17 protein-coding genes are annotated in these 15,788 nt (G+C 62.4%); 9 read left to right on the forward strand and 8 right to left on the reverse strand.

Annotation, left to right across the window (positions count from 1 at the left end):
* Positions 1-69 precede the first annotated feature (69 nt).
* Positions 70-1,227 carry a Xaa-Pro peptidase family protein gene (locus tag D1820_RS06040; protein WP_118068218.1) on the forward strand — a complete coding sequence of 386 codons (1,158 nt, stop codon included), beginning with the start codon at positions 70-72 and terminating at the stop codon, positions 1,225-1,227.
* 84 nt (positions 1,228-1,311) lie between these two features.
* On the opposite strand, the gene D1820_RS06045 is transcribed toward D1820_RS06040, so the two are convergent.
* Positions 1,312-1,788 carry a dihydrofolate reductase gene (locus D1820_RS06045; protein WP_096871699.1) on the reverse strand — a complete coding sequence of 159 codons (477 nt, stop codon included), beginning with the start codon at positions 1,786-1,788 and terminating at the stop codon, positions 1,312-1,314.
* A gap of 12 nt (positions 1,789-1,800) precedes the next feature.
* On the reverse strand, positions 1,801-2,634 hold the full coding sequence (locus D1820_RS06050; protein ID WP_118068219.1) for a thymidylate synthase: 834 nt from the start codon (positions 2,632-2,634) through the stop codon (positions 1,801-1,803).
* A gap of 313 nt (positions 2,635-2,947) precedes the next feature.
* Between D1820_RS06050 and D1820_RS06055 the strand changes: the two genes are divergently transcribed.
* The 3 genes from D1820_RS06055 (at position 2,948) to D1820_RS06065 (ending at position 5,876) form a co-directional block, all read left to right on the forward strand.
* Positions 2,948-3,886 carry a thymidylate synthase gene (locus D1820_RS06055; RefSeq protein WP_118068220.1) on the forward strand — a complete coding sequence of 313 codons (939 nt, stop codon included), beginning with the start codon at positions 2,948-2,950 and terminating at the stop codon, positions 3,884-3,886.
* Between the two features lie 4 nt (positions 3,887-3,890).
* A complete protein-coding gene (locus D1820_RS06060) occupies positions 3,891-5,315 on the forward strand; it encodes a hypothetical protein (protein WP_118068221.1) in 1,425 nt (474 codons plus the stop codon).
* A gap of 132 nt (positions 5,316-5,447) precedes the next feature.
* Entirely contained in the window at positions 5,448-5,876 is a 429-nt protein-coding gene (locus tag D1820_RS06065; RefSeq protein ID WP_096706279.1) for a VOC family protein, read from the forward strand.
* 533 nt (positions 5,877-6,409) lie between these two features.
* Here the strand turns inward: D1820_RS06065 and D1820_RS06070 are convergent.
* The 3 genes from D1820_RS06070 to D1820_RS06080 all read right to left on the reverse strand — a co-directional run bounded on the left by D1820_RS06070 (position 6,410) and on the right by D1820_RS06080 (position 7,633).
* Positions 6,410-6,907: a MarR family winged helix-turn-helix transcriptional regulator gene (locus D1820_RS06070; RefSeq protein WP_175304819.1), complete on the reverse strand. Its 498-nt coding sequence runs from the start codon at positions 6,905-6,907 to the stop codon at positions 6,410-6,412.
* Positions 6,908-6,980: 73 nt separating this feature from the next.
* Positions 6,981-7,241 (reverse strand): succinate dehydrogenase assembly factor 2, encoded by a 261-nt coding sequence (locus tag D1820_RS06075; protein WP_118068222.1) that lies wholly within the window; start codon positions 7,239-7,241, stop codon positions 6,981-6,983.
* Complete coding sequence (locus D1820_RS06080; RefSeq protein WP_024096736.1) at positions 7,238-7,633, reverse strand: helix-turn-helix domain-containing protein; 396 nt, start codon at positions 7,631-7,633, stop codon at positions 7,238-7,240. Before D1820_RS06080 ends, D1820_RS06075 begins: the two co-directional genes overlap by 4 nt.
* 109 nt (positions 7,634-7,742) lie before the next feature.
* Here D1820_RS06080 and D1820_RS06085 point away from each other — a divergent pair, with 109 nt between their 5' ends.
* The 4 genes from D1820_RS06085 (at position 7,743) to D1820_RS06100 (ending at position 11,052) form a co-directional block, all read left to right on the forward strand.
* On the forward strand, positions 7,743-8,945 hold the full coding sequence (locus D1820_RS06085) for a pyridoxal phosphate-dependent aminotransferase (RefSeq protein ID WP_118068223.1): 1,203 nt from the start codon (positions 7,743-7,745) through the stop codon (positions 8,943-8,945).
* 14 nt (positions 8,946-8,959) lie between these two features.
* Complete coding sequence (locus D1820_RS06090) at positions 8,960-9,382, forward strand: hypothetical protein (RefSeq protein ID WP_118068224.1); 423 nt, start codon at positions 8,960-8,962, stop codon at positions 9,380-9,382.
* A gap of 249 nt (positions 9,383-9,631) precedes the next feature.
* Complete coding sequence (locus tag D1820_RS06095; protein WP_118070062.1) at positions 9,632-10,498, forward strand: delta-class carbonic anhydrase; 867 nt, start codon at positions 9,632-9,634, stop codon at positions 10,496-10,498.
* Between the two features lie 191 nt (positions 10,499-10,689).
* On the forward strand, positions 10,690-11,052 hold the full coding sequence (locus D1820_RS06100; RefSeq protein ID WP_162894076.1) for a GNAT family N-acetyltransferase: 363 nt from the start codon (positions 10,690-10,692) through the stop codon (positions 11,050-11,052).
* A gap of 186 nt (positions 11,053-11,238) precedes the next feature.
* On the opposite strand, the gene D1820_RS06105 is transcribed toward D1820_RS06100, so the two are convergent.
* On the reverse strand, positions 11,239-12,633 hold the full coding sequence (locus tag D1820_RS06105) for an MATE family efflux transporter (protein ID WP_118068226.1): 1,395 nt from the start codon (positions 12,631-12,633) through the stop codon (positions 11,239-11,241).
* Between the two features lie 167 nt (positions 12,634-12,800).
* Here D1820_RS06105 and D1820_RS06110 point away from each other — a divergent pair, with 167 nt between their 5' ends.
* Positions 12,801-13,535, forward strand: coding sequence for a DUF2461 domain-containing protein (locus D1820_RS06110; RefSeq protein ID WP_118068227.1), 735 nt, complete (start codon positions 12,801-12,803; stop codon positions 13,533-13,535).
* Positions 13,536-13,574: 39 nt separating this feature from the next.
* On the opposite strand, the gene D1820_RS06115 is transcribed toward D1820_RS06110, so the two are convergent.
* The gene (locus tag D1820_RS06115) at positions 13,575-14,183 is read right to left on the reverse strand and encodes a peroxidase-related enzyme (RefSeq protein WP_014880444.1); all 609 of its coding nucleotides are present in this window, start codon (positions 14,181-14,183) and stop codon (positions 13,575-13,577) included.
* 102 nt (positions 14,184-14,285) lie between these two features.
* Positions 14,286-15,704 carry a pyridoxal-dependent decarboxylase gene (locus D1820_RS06120; RefSeq protein WP_118068228.1) on the reverse strand — a complete coding sequence of 473 codons (1,419 nt, stop codon included), beginning with the start codon at positions 15,702-15,704 and terminating at the stop codon, positions 14,286-14,288.
* Positions 15,705-15,788: the final 84 nt, after the last annotated feature.

Here is a 15,788-nt window from a genome sequence, read left to right on the forward strand (position 1 = left end):
TGGTCCCTCTTGCGGGGACAGCGCCCCGACAGGCAATCGCACCACTATCGCACCACCAATGAGGCCCCCATGACACCAGCCCCTGCCCTGCGCGGATTTCCCGAGGCCGAATACGCCGCCCGCACCCAGCTTGCCCAGAGCCGCATGGCGGAGGCCGGTCTGGACGCAATTTTGGTGATGAGCGAACCGGAGGTGCAGTATTTTACCGGCTTTCAGACCCTGTTCTGGCAAAGCCCGACGCGCCCGTGGTTCGTGCTGATCCCCGCCAGTGGCAAGCCGATTGCCGTCATCCCCGAAATCGGCGCCAGCCTGATGCGCCGCAGCTGGATCGACGATATCCGCACCTGGTCTGCGCCCGCCCCTCAGGATGATGGCATCAGCCTGCTCACGGAGGCACTGTCTCCGCTTCGCAGCTTGGGCGTAATGAAGGGGCATGAAACCCATCTGAGGATGCCGCTCGGCGATTGGGAACGGCTGATGGCCGCGCTGCCCGATCTGCATATCCACGATGCCACGCATCTCGTGCAGGGCCTTCGAATGGTGAAATCCGCAGCTGAGATCGACAAACTCGCCCGGATCTGCGCCATTGGCTCGGCCACCTTTGCCGCGGTGCCGGACTTCGCCCGCGAAGGCGTGCCGCTGGACGAGGTGTTCCGCGCCTTTCGCCGCGAGGCGCTGGCGCAGGGTGCCGATGGCGTGCCCTATGTGGTCGGGGCCAGCGCGCCGGGCGGCTACGCTGATGTGATTTCGCCCCCTGATGCCACGCCTCTGGCGGCAGGCGATATCCTGATGCTGGACAGCGGCATGGTGCTTGATGGCTATTACTGCGATTTCGACCGCAACTGGGCCATTGGCCGGGCCGATGACACCGCCCGGCGCGCCTATGACGTCTTGTGGCGCGCCACCGAAGCCGGGCTGGCTGCCGCCCGTCCCGGCAACAGGTGCCGCGATCTGTTTCAGGCGATGTCCGCCGTGATTGCGGAAATGGACGACAGCGGCGGTGATATTGGCCGTCTGGGCCATGGGCTGGGGTTGCAGCTGACCGAACAGCCCTCACACGCCGCCTTCGACACCACCGAGCTGCAAGAAAACATGGTGCTGACGCTGGAACCCTCGCTGTCATACGGCGACGGGCTGATGATGGTACATGAGGAAAACATCGTGGTGACACCAGAAGGGGGCCGCCTGCTCAGCACCCGCGCCCCCGCCGAGCTGCCGGTGATCTAACGACCACCCAACGGTAAACGAAGCTGGCCCAAACTTGGGCGGGTCAGAGGCCGCTGTCCCAGCGGCCTCAACGCCCGTCAGCCCTTAACGGCGCAGATATTCCACCACCACACAGGCCGGAGCCTCACTGCGGATCTGGGTCTGGCTGGCGATTCCCCATTCACCGGCTCGGAACTTGGGGAAATAGGTATCAGCGCCCGCCACCTCAGTCTCGACCTCTGTGATCAGCATCCTGTCGGCCATATCCATCATGCCCTTGTAAATGCCAGCCCCGCCAATGCCATAAATCCGGTGATAGCCCTGTGCGCGCGCCTCCGCCAGCGCCGCCTCAATGCTGGGATAGACCAGATCGGCGGCCTCAGGATCCGAGGACACCACCAAATTGAGCCGGTTTTTCAACGGCTTCACCGGCAGGCTATCCCAGGTATTGCGCCCCATGATCAATGCCCCGCCCAGCGTTTCGCGCTGAAAAGACTTCAGATCCTCCGGCGCATGCCAGGGGATCGTGTTGTCCTTGCCAATGGCGCCATTCTGGTCGCGGGCAACAATAAGCGTGATCATCTCAGTCCTTTCTCAAACCGCGACCGGGGCCTTGATGCCCGGGTCCGGGGTGTAATTCAGCACGTCGAAATCTTCGTATTTGAACTCAAAAATGGACGGCACATCGCGATTGATGCGCAGCTCCGGCAGCGGCTGCGGCTCGCGTGACAATTGCAGGTTCACCTGATCCATATGATTGGAATAGATATGCGCGTCACCGATGGTGTGAATGAAATCCCCCGCCTCATACCCGGTCACATGCGCCAGCATTTTCAACAGCAGCGCATAAGAGGCGATGTTGAAAGGTACCCCCAGAAACATATCCGCAGACCGCTGATACAGCTGAAGGTGCATCCGCCGCCCCTGCACCCGCACCTGCCACAGCGTATGACAGGGTGGCAGCGCCATATCGGGCACATCCGCAGGGTTCCAGGCAGTCACAATCAGGCGGCGACTGTCGGGGCTGTTGCGGATCATATCTACCAGATTGGCGATTTGATCCACTGTGCCCGCACGATAGAGCGGCTCCTCCCCGGTCGTGCCGTCCGCCAGCTCCAGCCGTGGGAAATGCCGCCACTGATGGCCATAAACTGGACCAAGATCGCCATTCTCATCCGCCCATTCGTCCCAGATCGACACCCCATTGTCCTTGAGGTAGCCGATATTGGTGTCGCCGGACAGGAACCACAGCAGTTCGTGAATGATTGAGCGCAGATGCAGCTTCTTGGTGGTCACAAGCGGAAACCCATCCGCCAGCGGATACCGGGTCTGCATCCCAAAACAGGATAGGGTACCGGTGCCGGTCCGGTCGCTGCTCGCCTCGCCGTGATCCAGTATATATTGCAAGGCCTCGTGGTACTGGCGCATGGTGACCTCCCCCTCGTGATCGTCTCCGCTGATCGTCTCCGCACGGGGTGCTGGCGGCACCCGCAAGGTCCTTCCTGTCTAGCCCGCCCGCGCCTCTGATCTCAAGGGCTGTCCGGTCGGATCACGGCGTCTTAACGCCCTATTGCGTCGCTGGAGCACAGCCTGCCAGTACCCGCCAGCGCGCCTGCGAAAAAAAGGTCACCGAACCGCCACGCTCCCCCGGCAACCGCGCGAGCGTGGCGGCAATTCAATTGACTTTCCGCAACCACGACAAGACACTGCCGCAAACAAAGAAAATTTGAGGTCACTACAAATGAAGCGGGCAATGCTAGGACTTGCGGCAGCCACCCTTCTGTCAGCCTGTGGCGGGGGGACAAACCCCTTTGACACCGATGACGGCACCGATGGGGGCACCACCACCGATCCGATTGTCCCCGAAGTCTTGGCCTCCGATGTCGACAGCGTTGCCTATGACGCGGCTGCGGGCACGTTGGTGATCTCCGGGCTCAGTCTCGATGACACCCCGTTTTCCGCCAGCTACCGCCGCCGCCCGGCGCTCGACCGGCAGGGCTATGAAGCCTACACCGCGCAGGACAGTTCGCTTGACCGTCACGTCACCGCCTATGTCCGCGAAATCGAAGACGGCGCCTTTGCCGTAGCGGTCGCCACCGGCGGTCAGTTCTCCTACTACTTCGCTGGTACCAGCTATGGCCGTCGCGGCGGCTATTCCGCCCCAACCGGTGATGTGGCCTCCGGCGGTGTGGTCAGCTATGCCGGCACCTATGTGGGCCTGATGAATATCGCAGGCGACGGCGGCGATCTGCTGCCTGTCACCCCCGGCACCCCCGCTGACGTGCGCCCGGCCCAGACCGCTGAGGTGACCGGCGATGCCTTCGTCAACGCGGATTTCGGCGACAACATCGTCAATGGCACCATCTACAACCGCCAGATTGAGCCAGTCGTCGATGGCGGCGCGCCGCAAACGCTGGTGACACTGGATCTGGCCCCCACCGCAATTGATGCCAATGGCACCTTCACCGGGACCGCATCGCAGGTCGTCAACAGCACCCGCACCAATGTCGGCACTTATGGCGGCATCTTTGCCGGGACCGACGCCACCTCCGTTGCCGGATCGGTGTTCGCCCAGAACCACGTCGAAGGCATTGACGGCATCGAGGAATACGGGATCTTCGTTCTGGGCCAATGCGGCACCGCCGACAGCTCAGCCGTCTGCGATCAGCCGGTTCCCTGATCCCATGCGGCACCCCCTGGCCGCAGCCCTCACTCTGGCGCTGCTTGCTGCGGCGCCAGCCGCTGCGGCAGAGCCGACCCCCGAACAGCATCTGAGCCTGGAGCAGGGTCGCCTGCTGGCGGCGCATTCCCTTGGCACCGGCAAACCCGAGCTGACGCTTGATCTGACCCGCGCCCTGTTGCGGGCGGACCGGCAGGATCATCTGGCGTGGTATCTGCGCGCCGCCGCCCAGGCGCAGCTGAAATTGCCCGGCGCGGGGCGCCGCTCCGCCGCGCGCGCCTACCGCTTTGCGCCGGACAGTGCCGGGAAATTCCGCGCCGCACAGCTGGCAGCGCGACTGGCCGTGCAGGACGCCCGCCCCACCCTCGCCCAGGTCTGGCTGCGCCGCACCGCTGTTCACGCCCCTGATAAGATTAGCGAAAAACGCATTGCCGCTGACTATAAGGTGCTGCGGCGCATCAACCCCTGGTCATTCCAGCTGCGCGGCGAGCTGAAGCCCTCCAACAACGTCAACAATGGCGCCGACAGCACGCTGGAGGTGATCGACGGGGTGCCGACGCTGGGCCGCTTTGGGCCGCGTTCGGTCGCGCTGGAGGGCACGGTGGGGGTGCTCGACATGTCGCTCAGCCGCCGCTTACAGCAAGGCAGCACCAGCCTCACCACGCTGAGCGCCCGCACCTATGTGCAGCGGGTGGCGCTGTCCTCGGATGCCAAGGCCAAGGCCGCCACCCTTGCGCAGCAATCCGGCACCACGGTGCCCCGCAACAGCGAGTTTGGTTCCACCTATGGCGAGATCTCTCTGACCCATGCCTTTGCTGTTGGCCCGCAGGAGCGTCAAGGCTCAGCCGCGCTTGGCCTCAGCTTTGGCACCGCCTGGTATGGCGGCGAAAAGAGTTACGATCTGGTCAAACTGACCGCCCGGCGCAGCTGGCAGCTTTCGGCCCGTACCGGCCTGACGCTGGATGGCATGGCAGAGCAGCGGCTGGATGCGCGCGGCCCCTCACAGGACGGCGAGGTGTTCGGCCTTGGCGCGCGGGTCAATCGCAAGCTGCTGAACGGCGACCAGATCAATCTGAGCGTCGCCCTCCGGGACACCCGTTCGGGCCATGTGAACACCTCCAATCGCACCGCGACGCTGCGACTGGGATATCAGTTTTCCAAACCTCTGGGACCGGCCAAAATCAGCACCGGGTTGATCCTGGGGCGCTCTGACTATCCGCAGTTTATTGCGGGCTTTCCCGCCCGCTACCTGCCTGACGGGCGCGAGGACACATCGCTCTATGCCGATGTGAACCTGTTCTTTGAGGAATATGATTACGCAGGCTTTGCCCCGACACTGCGCCTGCGCGCTGGCAAAAAAGACAGCAATCACAGCCGCTTCCAGTCCCGTGAATTGTCTCTCTCCCTCGGCATCCAGTCCAAGTTTTAAATTCTAATTCGCGCTTGGGTCCCGCAATCACTCTGGTCACTGGCAGCGGACGCATTATGGTCTGGGGCCTGAGATAGACGACACGGGCGCCGCGCCGCTTGGGCCAGCCGTCCTGACATGAGGAAGACACCTATGCCGCTGAAATATCTGCACACAATGGTTCGCGTCAAAGATCTGGAAAAATCCATGGCCTTTTACGAATTGCTCGGCCTCAAGGAGACCAAACGCTATGACAGCGAAAAGGGGCGCTTCTCGCTGATCTTCATGGCGGCCGAAGGCCAGGAGGACACCCCGATTGAGCTGACTTATAATTGGGATGGCGACGACGCGCTGCCCAGCGACAGCCGCCATTTTGGCCATCTGGCCTACGGTGTTGATGATATCTATGCCACCTGCCAGCATCTGATGGACAATGGTGTGACCATCAATCGCCCCCCGCGCGATGGGCACATGGCCTTTGTGCGCTCTCCCGACAACATCTCGATCGAGCTGCTGCAGAACGGCGACTCGCTGGACCCGGCAGAGCCTTGGGCCAGCATGGAAAACACCGGCAGCTGGTAAGTCTGACTGCTGGTCTGCTTAGAGCTGCTGATCACTGAAACCACAGGGCGGATCGCGCTTTCGACCTGCCCTGTGGTATCATGCACCGCGCTGTCACGGCTGCGATCGGCCACAGGCGCACCAGCGGATCAGGCCGGATACCCGTGCAGATCCTGATGATCCGAATCTGTCTGCCATCGCACTCTCAGCTCCTAAAATGCACCGCTAGGGCCAGATATCAGTCAGCACCTCACCGACACACTCAGCAAGGGCACATCACCCCACGCCAAAACGCACCAGCCGGTTGTCCCGGTGGTGTTTCAGCTACGCTGTGGTCACTCAAAACATAAGCCAAGCCTGATGGCCCTTCTGGTCCCGGATCCGGTCACATCCCCGGCGTTCTGCCTGGTCTGCGTCGGTGTGGCTTGGTCAGATCAGCTGCCCGGCAGCAAATCAAATGGGTCAGGCATATCGCAAAGATACGGCATTCTGCCGGTGCGAAATATGCGTTGCGACCGATAAGGTGCAAACCATTCAGGCCTGCAAACAAAGGCTTAGTAGATGTAACGGATCTGGTCAGACCAGTAGCGTTCCACACGCTTCAGCGAGGCTGTGATATCCGCGATCCCTTCGCTGCTGATTACATCCTTGCCTTCCAGCCCTTCGGCATGGCGCGAGAACAGGGCCGCGACGATATCGCGGATTTCGCGACCGCGCTCTGTCAGGCGCACCCGGACCGAACGGCGATCAATCTCGCAACGCTGGTGGTGCATATAGCCCATTTCGACCAGTTTCTTCAGGTTGTAGCTGACGTTGCTGCCCTGATAATAGCCGCGTGATTTCAGTTCGCCTGCCGTGACTTCATTATTGCCGATATTGAACAGCAACAGCGCCTGGACCGCATTGATCTCCAGCACGCCGACGCGCTCAAACTCGTCCTTGATCACGTCCAGCAGCAGACGGTGAAGACGCTCAACCATTGCGAGCGCCTCAAGATAGCCAGTCATGAACCCCTTGGTGTCCTGCTGGCCGATTGGCATTTCCATACTCATCCGCATCTCCGACTCGATGGTGTCTGCGAGCCACAATGCGGAAAATTCCCGAAAAATCCGTTAAGCTGAAATTTTATTCTTTTTGATGGGTTTGCGATATGTCGCCAACCAGCGCAGCGAACTGCGCCGGGGCGGCCACCTGACCCGTCACCCACTGGTAGAGATCCTGATCGTTTTCCTGCAACAGCAGATCATAGAGATCCAGCTCAGCCGGGGCCATCCCAGCCAGGTTCCGTTCGGCATAGGCCGACAGGAGAATGTCCATCTCCTTGATCCCCCGGCGCATGGACCGCATCTGCAACCGCTTCAGACGATGGGCGGGCAGCTCACTCATTGGGCGCTGCCTTCCATCACCAGACGCAGACGTTTCTCCAGCCGGGCCGCCCGGTCAGCATTGCCGCGCAGCTCTTCGCGCAGCTGGCGCAGTTCAGTCATGACCGCTGCCAGATCCTGCGGTACCTGTTCGCCTGCCGGGGCTTCCATGCCCTCGCCCTCACCGGTCAGAAGCCAGCGCATGGATACATTCAACAGCCCCGCCATCATCGACAGCTTGTTGGCACGCGGCTCCGACAGGTCCTGTTCCCAGCCTGCCAGCGTCGCCTTTTTGATCCCCAGCCGGCGCGCCAGCTGTGCCTGTGTCATGCCCGCAGCATCCCGCGCAGCCGCCACACGGTCACCAAAGGTTGCGGCCTCCGGACCATACCAATTCATGTCGTCGTTGCTCATTTGCCCGCTCCTGTTGGCCTATCGGTTTGCCTGCCCTTTGATCGCGCTTGATCGACAGTTAGCGGCACCCTATGACAGTTCTACATGACATTCAAACAGAGGTCTTTCCATGCAATTCCTGTCCGATAGCCTCGCCCGCGTCAAACCGTCCCCCTCCATCGCGATCACCACGCTGGCCGGGGAATTGCGCGCTGCGGGCCGCGATGTAATCGGGCTGAGCGCCGGGGAGCCAGATTTCGACACCCCCGACAATATCAAGGAGGCGGCGATCCGCGCCATCCAGGCAGGCAAGACCAAATACACCGCCCCCGATGGCATCGCCGAGCTGAAGCAAGCGGTCTGCGATAAATTCTCCCGCGACAATGGGTTGGACTATACCCCCGCGCAGGTTTCAGTCGGCACCGGCGGCAAACAGATCCTCTATAATGCGCTGATGGCGACGCTGAACCCCGGTGACGAGGTGGTCATTCCTGCCCCCTACTGGGTGTCCTACCCTGATATGGTGCGGCTGGCGGGCGGCACCCCTGTCTGCGTGGAATCCACACTGGAAACCGGGTTCAAGATCACCCCGGATCAGCTTGAGGCGGCCATTACGCCCAAAACCAAATGGTTCATCTTCAATTCCCCCTCCAATCCCACTGGCGCCGGGTATCACCCGAATGAGCTGAAGGCGCTGACCGATGTTTTGCTGCGCCATCCTCATGTCTGGGTGATGACCGATGACATGTATGAGCATCTGGTGTTTGACGATTTCACCTTCTGCACCCCGGCGCAGGTTGAGCCGCAGCTGTATGATCGCACGCTCACCTGTAACGGCGTCTCCAAGGCCTATGCGATGACCGGCTGGCGCATCGGTTATGCGGCGGGGCCAAAGCCGCTGATTGACGCCATGCGCAAGATCCAGTCGCAGTCCACCTCCAACCCCTGCACCATCAGTCAGTGGGCAGCCGTTGAGGCGCTGAACGGCACTCAGGATTATATTCTGCCCAATACCGCCGTGTTCCGCCGCCGCCGGGATCTGGTGATCTCGATGCTGAGCCAGATTGACGGCGTCGCCTGCCCGGTGCCGGATGGCGCTTTCTATGTCTACCCGTCGATTGCCGGGCTGATCGGGCGGACCTCGGCCGGGGGCGTTGCGATCACCGATGACGAGGCCTTTGCCAAGGCGCTCCTTGAAGAAGCCGATGTCGCGGTGGTGCATGGCGCGGCCTATGGGTTGTCACCAAACTTCCGCATCAGCTACGCCGCTGCCGATGAAACCCTGACCGAGGCCTGCCGCCGCATTCAGGCCTTCTGCGCCGCGTTGCGCTGACCGGAGGCCCCCACATGCCCGCCGCCCTGCCAGACTATTACTTTCGCGTGCGCGACAACGGCGCCTTTGTGTTCCGCGTCGACAGCGAAAACCACCAGCGGCGGCTGGACATGGATCAGATCGCCGTGGTCAAGCTGCGCAATGGCGAGATCCGCCCGCATGGTGACCGCATCCTCAGCGCCGAGGATCTGAGCGCCATTCGTGACTGGATGGCGCAACGCAGCCGCACCCTGGCAGCGCGGGATATGGATGACATCCACCGCGCCATCGACCACCTGAACCTCACCGCTCATTGGGCCCAGAGCAAGGCCAGCGACGCACAACTGGACGAAATCACCGACCAGATGCTGCTGGCAATGCATGATCTGCGCTCGGTTCTGGTGCGCAAGAAGGCCGACCGGCTGCTGAAAGCCGCCAAGGACAGCGACGGCTCCTGATCTGATCCCACCAGATCCAAGACCTCGCGTAACATCCTGCATCTTTGGCACAGCGATCCCGGACACGGCCGTCTGGCACGGCATTGATCTGCAACCATAGGCCGATTAAGACTATCGTCACACACTCAAACTAAGAAACAAAGGCGGCAATGCGGATTGTGACGTGATCACCTCGCCCCTGTTTGGTTTCGCGCCAGTCCACGCCTGCCGCCACCGTTACCAGTGACCTCAGTCAAAACAGGATTCATGATGCCATCATATCGTTTGATCGTTCCCGCCGTTGCCGCCCTGACCCTTTCCCATGGTGCAGCAATCGCCGCCGACACATCGGAAACAGCAAAAGATGGCGAGATGGACAGGCAACGCGCCGCACTGGCCATGTCCACCTTTGGCGCAGGCTTTGGCCCGCAATCGCCCCGCGATATCGACGACGCCGGGGGACATAACCTGCGCTTCTTCGCAGAGGCACCACCGGCATCGCAAATGAACCTCTGCAATATTCACTTTCATGAGAATGCCGAACATCGCGGCGGTGAATTCACCACCTACGCAGGCAATGGCGATGGCAAGGGGTATGGCAGCGGCTATCAATTCGACGGCACCCTGTCAGCGGCGGAACTGGCCCCGCTGGACAGCCCCATCGGGGCGGAGGGCGGCCATGGCGATCTGGTGCCCGGCGACACGATTGAGGTGCATTACGTCCACACCACCGCACAGGTGACCCCCGGCCCGACGCTTGGCGCCTGCCTGAGTGAGGCCATCGGCAACCCGCAACTGCGGGTAGAGGCACAGGTCTATGTCCTGGTCAACGACCCCAGCGCTGCCGATTTCGAGGAGCTGACCCGCCTGACCGTCCGCAACAACCTCTATCAGGCGCAGAACATCCCCAGCAACACCGGCACCCCGGTGCGCTATGCAGGCTCCACCACCGGGCCGGGCTACAACACCAAGGGTTCCCCGTTTCAGGTCACCTGGAGCGTCCGACCCAAGGTGATCCGGGTCAATATCCACAGCGTCGGCGCCTGGCTGGAGCACAATCATTTCGACGAAACCCACGCCCACGGCGTCCGCAATCTGGTCACCAACCCGGATCTGCTGTCCCCCATCAGCAACTGACCCATCGCAGCTGCCACCAAAGGCGGCAGCGAAACACCTTCCTACAAAGGGAACGCAGAAGAAGCAGCGTTTCACAGGATAGGACGCTGGGACATAACAGTCTGGGCTCAGAGCGCATTGTTGGCTTTGAGCCCGAAGCTGTCGTTGCATTGCGTGTTTTTAGGCCTGATAGTCACTTGCGGAGGGCCCACGTGACCGCATCAACAATCAGACCTTGTGACATTAGTGATTATCCCGCGCTCAAGGGTTTTGACGAGTTTATGGGTGATCGACGGATCGACATGCAGCAGGGCAGCCTCTTGGTCGCGACGCTGGAAAGTGCGGTAGTTGGCTACGCCAAGGTCGCTCATTCCGAGTTCATGGGGTGGCCGCTTCACTCGATTGTCTGTGTGGCCCCCTCATCGCGGAGGCAGGGCGTAGGTCGCGACCTAGTCGAGGGTGCTAGGCTGGCCGCACAATGGCTTCGGCTTTACACCTCTACCGAGGCATCCAACATCCCCATGCGAAACCTGCTGAAAAGCTGCGATGCCAGAGAAATCTGGCTTTACAGATGATCTCAACATGTCTGGCGAACGCGAGATACTGTTCAGACTGAAGTAGCGAACGGCAGCTTAGTCCGCACTTCCGACATTCAGCACATACGGCGCCCACAGGTCTCCTCGCAAGTTCAGCTCGAAATACCGGCGCGATGGCACAGGGGGCGCGCACCTTCACAGCACAGTGGCCTGATGCGCTGACCGCTACCGCGCGGCGGCGGTTTTCGATGTGCCGACCAGCTTGATCGAGCGGCGCCAGAACCGGATCATCAGGAACACCCCCGCCGCCGTCAGACCCAGCACCAGCCCCAGCCAGACCCCAAGCCCGCCCATGTCGAAGGTAAAGCCGAGGAGATACGACGCCGGGATCCCAACCGCCCAATAGCTGAGCGCCGCAATCACCATCGGCACGCCGGTGTCCTGCACCCCGCGCAGCAGCCCCAGCGCGATCACCTGCATCCCGTCCATCAGCTGAAACAGCGCCGCCGCCGCCAAGAGCACGCTGCCAATCAGCACGATTTCGGCCCGGTCCGGGTCATCCGGCGACAGGAACAGCGAAATCAGCGCCTCGGGCACCGCCAGAAACAGGATCATCCCCAGCACCGACAGCCCCAGCGACATCGCCATCACCACGCGCGCGCCGCGCGCCATATGGTCCCGGTCGCCACGACCAAAGGCATTGCCGGCCCGGATCGTCGCCGCATTGGAGAGCCCCAGATGCATCATGAACGCCAGCCCGCCCAGAGACAGCGCAATGCCATGTGCGCCCAGCGCCACGGTGCCAAGCCAGCCCATCATCATCGCCGAGGCGGCAAACAGGCTGGTCTCGCTGAGGTTGGTCAGACCAATTGGCAGGCCCAGACGCAGCACCCGGCTCAGCATCTCCCAGTCGGGACGCTGGAAATTCTTCAACAGCTCATGCTCTGGCAGCGCCTTCAGCGCGTATATCAGCACAAAGATGCAGGCAAAAACATTGGTCGCCAGCGAGGCCAGCGCCGCCCCGGTCACCCCCAGTTCCGGCGCGCCCCAATTGCCAAAGATCAGCATATAGTTGATGAGCGCATTCAGCGCCGCCGCCAGAACCGACACCCACAGCACGATCTGGGTCCGCTCCAGCGCGGCCAAGTAACTCTTCAGCACCATATAAAGCAGCGCCGGAAACAGCGCCCAGCCCGCGATCCGCAGATACTCCGCCGCGCCATGGGCCACCTCCGCCTCCTGCCCCAGCAGCAACAGGATCGGCTCCGACCACCACAACAGCGGCATCACCAACAGCCCATAGGCCAGCGACAGCCACAGCGCCATACGGGTGCTTCGGCGGATCTGGCGCTCCTCACCGGCGCCTGCGGCAGCGGCCACCATCGGCATCACCGCAAAGGCAAAGCCGGAACCCAGCAAAAAAATCGTGAAAAAATAGGTCGACCCCAGCGTCACCGCCGCCAGCGCCTCCACCCCGTACCAGCCCAGCATCACCGTATCGGTCAGGCCGATGGCGAACTGCGCCACATGGCCGCCGATCAACGGCAGCCCCAGCACCGCAATCGCGCGGCTGTGGCCAAGAAGGGTATTCGGGGCGGGCGGGGGTATTCTCTGTGTCATACCCCAGCCTTAGGCATCGACCGGCACAACGGCAAGTCTGATCTTACCGATGGTTGCTGTCGGCCTCTTGCTCTCAGCCGGTCCGGGATTGCAGTTTCCAATGCCCGCGCTGTGCCGCACCTGTGTTAGGCTTCTGCCAGAGCCAGCCCAACGCAAGGAGCCTTTGCATGTCCGATATCACACGCCAGCTGATCCCCGACGCACATGCCTTTCTCGCGGAGCTGGCGGAGAGTAACACGCGGGATTGGTTCCAGTCCCACAAGGCGCGCTACGACGCAGAGTTGCGCCATCCGGCTGAGGCGCTTTTGCAAGCGGTCGCGGATTATCTGCGCCCCCATCATCCCGGCATTCGAGGCAAACTCTTTCGCCCCCAGCGCGATCTGCGCTTTTCCAAGGACAAAACCCCATATCACACCCATCTGCATCTGCTCTGGCAGCTGCCACAGCATCCCGGGTGCGGGGTGTTTTTCGGCATTGATCCCGATGGCGCACGCATAGGTGGGGGCATCATGGGCCTGAAAGGCAGCGCGCTCACCCGTTGGCGAGATGCGGTTGCGGGGCAGCCGCTGACGCGGGCCTATCCCACCGCCGGGCTGGCGCAGGTCGCAGGGCATCCCAGCCCGCGCGACAGTGGCTTTGCCGATGAGCTGGCGGCCCTGATGGACATCCTCGCGCTCAAGGGGTTTCAGCCCAAGGCACCGGAGTTGAAACGCGTGCCCACTCCGCATGGGCAGAGCCATCCCCATGCCGATCTGCTGCGGCGCAAGTCACTGACGCTCTGGCGCGCGGTTGATCCGGTGCCGCCGCCCGATCCCGTGGCCACAGTCTGCAGCGCCGCCCTTGTGCTGGCGCCGCTGTTTGCGCTGCTGCAGCCGATCCTTGCCGATCCTGTTGCGGCCTAGCCCGGTCTGACGCGGTGCATGCCCGCCGACCAGACGCAATCAGCTGTGACCCCAGTCCTCCGGGTTTTCGCTGTTGTTGGGGCTGAGCCCCAGCACGTCGCCTCTGGTCGAACAGCCCAGCCCCAGCACCGTGCGATTGGCGTAGGAGAAATAAGCAGTGACCTGATTGATCTCCAGAATCTGCCCGTCATCCAGTCCCGCCGCGCGCAGGGCGTTGATATCCGCTTCAATCACAGCTGCAGGCGCCTCGGTCAGTTTGCGCGCATAGACCATGCCTGCCCGCTCTGCGCTTTCCAGCGGCGCCAGCTGCGGGTTGCGCGCCTCAATCGCGGCGCGAATGGCCTCCCCACGTGGCGCGTCCCGCAACAGCCGCTGCAGCCCGGCAAAGTGATGCTCAACGCAGTAGGCGCAATCATTCAGCGACGACACCCAGACGCCCAGCACCTCCAGATACCATTTCGGCAGGCTGTTGCCGCTGTGATGCAGAACCGCCTTATAAAGCGCCATATGCCCTTCCATCGACTGCGGGCGCAGGCTGTGCATCATCATGATGTTATCGACATTACCGCCCGGTCCGGTCACCCGGTCGTACAGCGTCTTCAGCTTGCCCGTTGCTGCGTCAAACGGAATGGTCTTGATCCAGGCCATGAGGCTCTCCCTGATTGTCTGGCGCGCAGAGTAGCGGCTGCCCTGCGCGATGGAAGCAAAAAACCAGTGATCCCCCCCGCCGATGTCTCAGGCGGCCGAACCCTAGACCCGCGCGGCCTCCCGTGCGACTGCGGCAATGGCAGCATCCACATCCGCCGCGCGGCTGCGGTGGTTGGTGATGGCCGCGCGCAGCATCACCCGCCCGTCCATCCGCGTGGTGGAGAACACCGCCTCGCCGCTTTCCTGCAGGGTCTGGGCAATATCCGCGTTCACCTGCGACTGTGCCGCCACCGGCAAATCGCTGCGCGCCGTAAACACGCAGATATTGGACACCACAGGCGCGCCAAGCGCCATCAGCGGCTGCGCCTCGACTGCGGCGGCCATCGCTGCCGCCAAATCACAATTGCCAGTGATCGCTTGCGCAAACGCCGCTTCGCCATAGGTCTCCAGCGCGGTCCAGACCTTCAACGCACGATTGCCACGGCTGAGGTCAATGCCGTAGTCGCAGTACCACGGCTCACCGCCTGCCAGCCCGCGCTCGGCCCCTTCCAAATACGATGGCCGCGCTGCAAAGGCCGCCCTATGTTCGTCCTCATTGCGCAGCAGCGCCATGCCGCAGTCATAGCCGACATACATCCATTTGTGGAAATCCAGCGCAATACTGTCGGCCCGCCCGATGCCATCCGACAGCGATCGGTACGGCTCCGCCGCAATCCGCGTCCAGGCGCCAAAGGCGCCATCCACATGCAGCCACAGGTCCAGCTCAGCAGCGACATCGGCCAGCGCGTTCAGATCATCAAACAGCCCCAGATCCACCGACCCCGCCGTGCCCACCACCAAAAACGGCAGCGCCCCTGCGGCCCTGTCCTCTGCCACCATCCGGGCCAGGGCTGCACAGTCCATCTGGCCATCAACCAAAGGCACCTTACGCAGATTGTCCGAGCCGATGCCCAGCAGCTCTACCGCCTTCAGCGTCGCATTGTGCACGCCCGCGCCGGCATAGGCCGTCAGCCGTACATCCCCCTGCCCCTCTTTGCGAAGATCCTTCAGCACCCGCAGCCGCGCCGCCTGAAAGGCAATCACCGTCGCCTGCGAGGTGCCAGTCACCAGAATGCCGCTGGCCCCCTCCGGCATCCCCATTTTGCGGCGGGTCCAGTCCACCACAGCGCGCTCCATATAGTTCGCGCCATGATCGCGCCCGCCCATATTGGCATTGACCGCCGCCGTCGCCAGCGAACTGATCAGATCCGTGGCCAGCCCCGAGCCCTGCACCCAGCCCCAGAACCGCGGATGAATATTGCCGCCGTGATAGGGCAGCACATCTGCGATGATCCGGTCCACTGTCTGCTGCGGCCCCTGCGCCTCGGCCCTGATGGCATAACGCGCGTCAATGTCGTCGGGCACGGGCTGCCAGGGGCGTTCCGCCGCCTGTTGCATCTGATCCAGCGCCGCCTCCAGCATCCGCTGCGCCTCCGCCCGAAACGCCGTCCAATCCTGCGTTTTGATCCCTGTCTCAGCCACCTGCGTTCTCCTCCTGCCTGCCTCTGGCCTGAGGTGTAGCCCGCAAGCCCCGGCACCGCACGGAGAATATCGCCGCAGGCTGAA

It is taken from the genome of Phaeobacter sp. LSS9, from assembly GCF_003443595.1.
Classification (GTDB): domain Bacteria; phylum Pseudomonadota; class Alphaproteobacteria; order Rhodobacterales; family Rhodobacteraceae; genus Phaeobacter; species Phaeobacter piscinae.

Excerpts from the sequence above, each read along its gene's own strand:
- D1820_RS06040 (WP_118068218.1), top strand. The coding sequence starts at position 70 with ATGACACCAGCCCCTGCCCTGCGCGGATTTCCCGAGGCCGAATACGCC.
- D1820_RS06045 (WP_096871699.1), bottom strand. The coding sequence starts at position 1,788 with ATGATCACGCTTATTGTTGCCCGCGACCAGAATGGCGCCATTGGCAAG.
- D1820_RS06050 (WP_118068219.1), bottom strand. The coding sequence starts at position 2,634 with ATGCGCCAGTACCACGAGGCCTTGCAATATATACTGGATCACGGCGAG.
- D1820_RS06055 (WP_118068220.1), top strand. The coding sequence starts at position 2,948 with ATGAAGCGGGCAATGCTAGGACTTGCGGCAGCCACCCTTCTGTCAGCC.
- D1820_RS06060 (WP_118068221.1), top strand. The coding sequence starts at position 3,891 with ATGCGGCACCCCCTGGCCGCAGCCCTCACTCTGGCGCTGCTTGCTGCG.
- D1820_RS06065 (WP_096706279.1), top strand. The coding sequence starts at position 5,448 with ATGCCGCTGAAATATCTGCACACAATGGTTCGCGTCAAAGATCTGGAA.
- D1820_RS06070 (WP_175304819.1), bottom strand. The coding sequence starts at position 6,907 with ATGAGTATGGAAATGCCAATCGGCCAGCAGGACACCAAGGGGTTCATG.
- D1820_RS06075 (WP_118068222.1), bottom strand. The coding sequence starts at position 7,241 with ATGAGTGAGCTGCCCGCCCATCGTCTGAAGCGGTTGCAGATGCGGTCC.
- D1820_RS06080 (WP_024096736.1), bottom strand. The coding sequence starts at position 7,633 with ATGAGCAACGACGACATGAATTGGTATGGTCCGGAGGCCGCAACCTTT.
- D1820_RS06085 (WP_118068223.1), top strand. The coding sequence starts at position 7,743 with ATGCAATTCCTGTCCGATAGCCTCGCCCGCGTCAAACCGTCCCCCTCC.
- D1820_RS06090 (WP_118068224.1), top strand. The coding sequence starts at position 8,960 with ATGCCCGCCGCCCTGCCAGACTATTACTTTCGCGTGCGCGACAACGGC.
- D1820_RS06095 (WP_118070062.1), top strand. The coding sequence starts at position 9,632 with ATGCCATCATATCGTTTGATCGTTCCCGCCGTTGCCGCCCTGACCCTT.
- D1820_RS06105 (WP_118068226.1), bottom strand. The coding sequence starts at position 12,633 with ATGACACAGAGAATACCCCCGCCCGCCCCGAATACCCTTCTTGGCCAC.
- D1820_RS06110 (WP_118068227.1), top strand. The coding sequence starts at position 12,801 with ATGTCCGATATCACACGCCAGCTGATCCCCGACGCACATGCCTTTCTC.
- D1820_RS06115 (WP_014880444.1), bottom strand. The coding sequence starts at position 14,183 with ATGGCCTGGATCAAGACCATTCCGTTTGACGCAGCAACGGGCAAGCTG.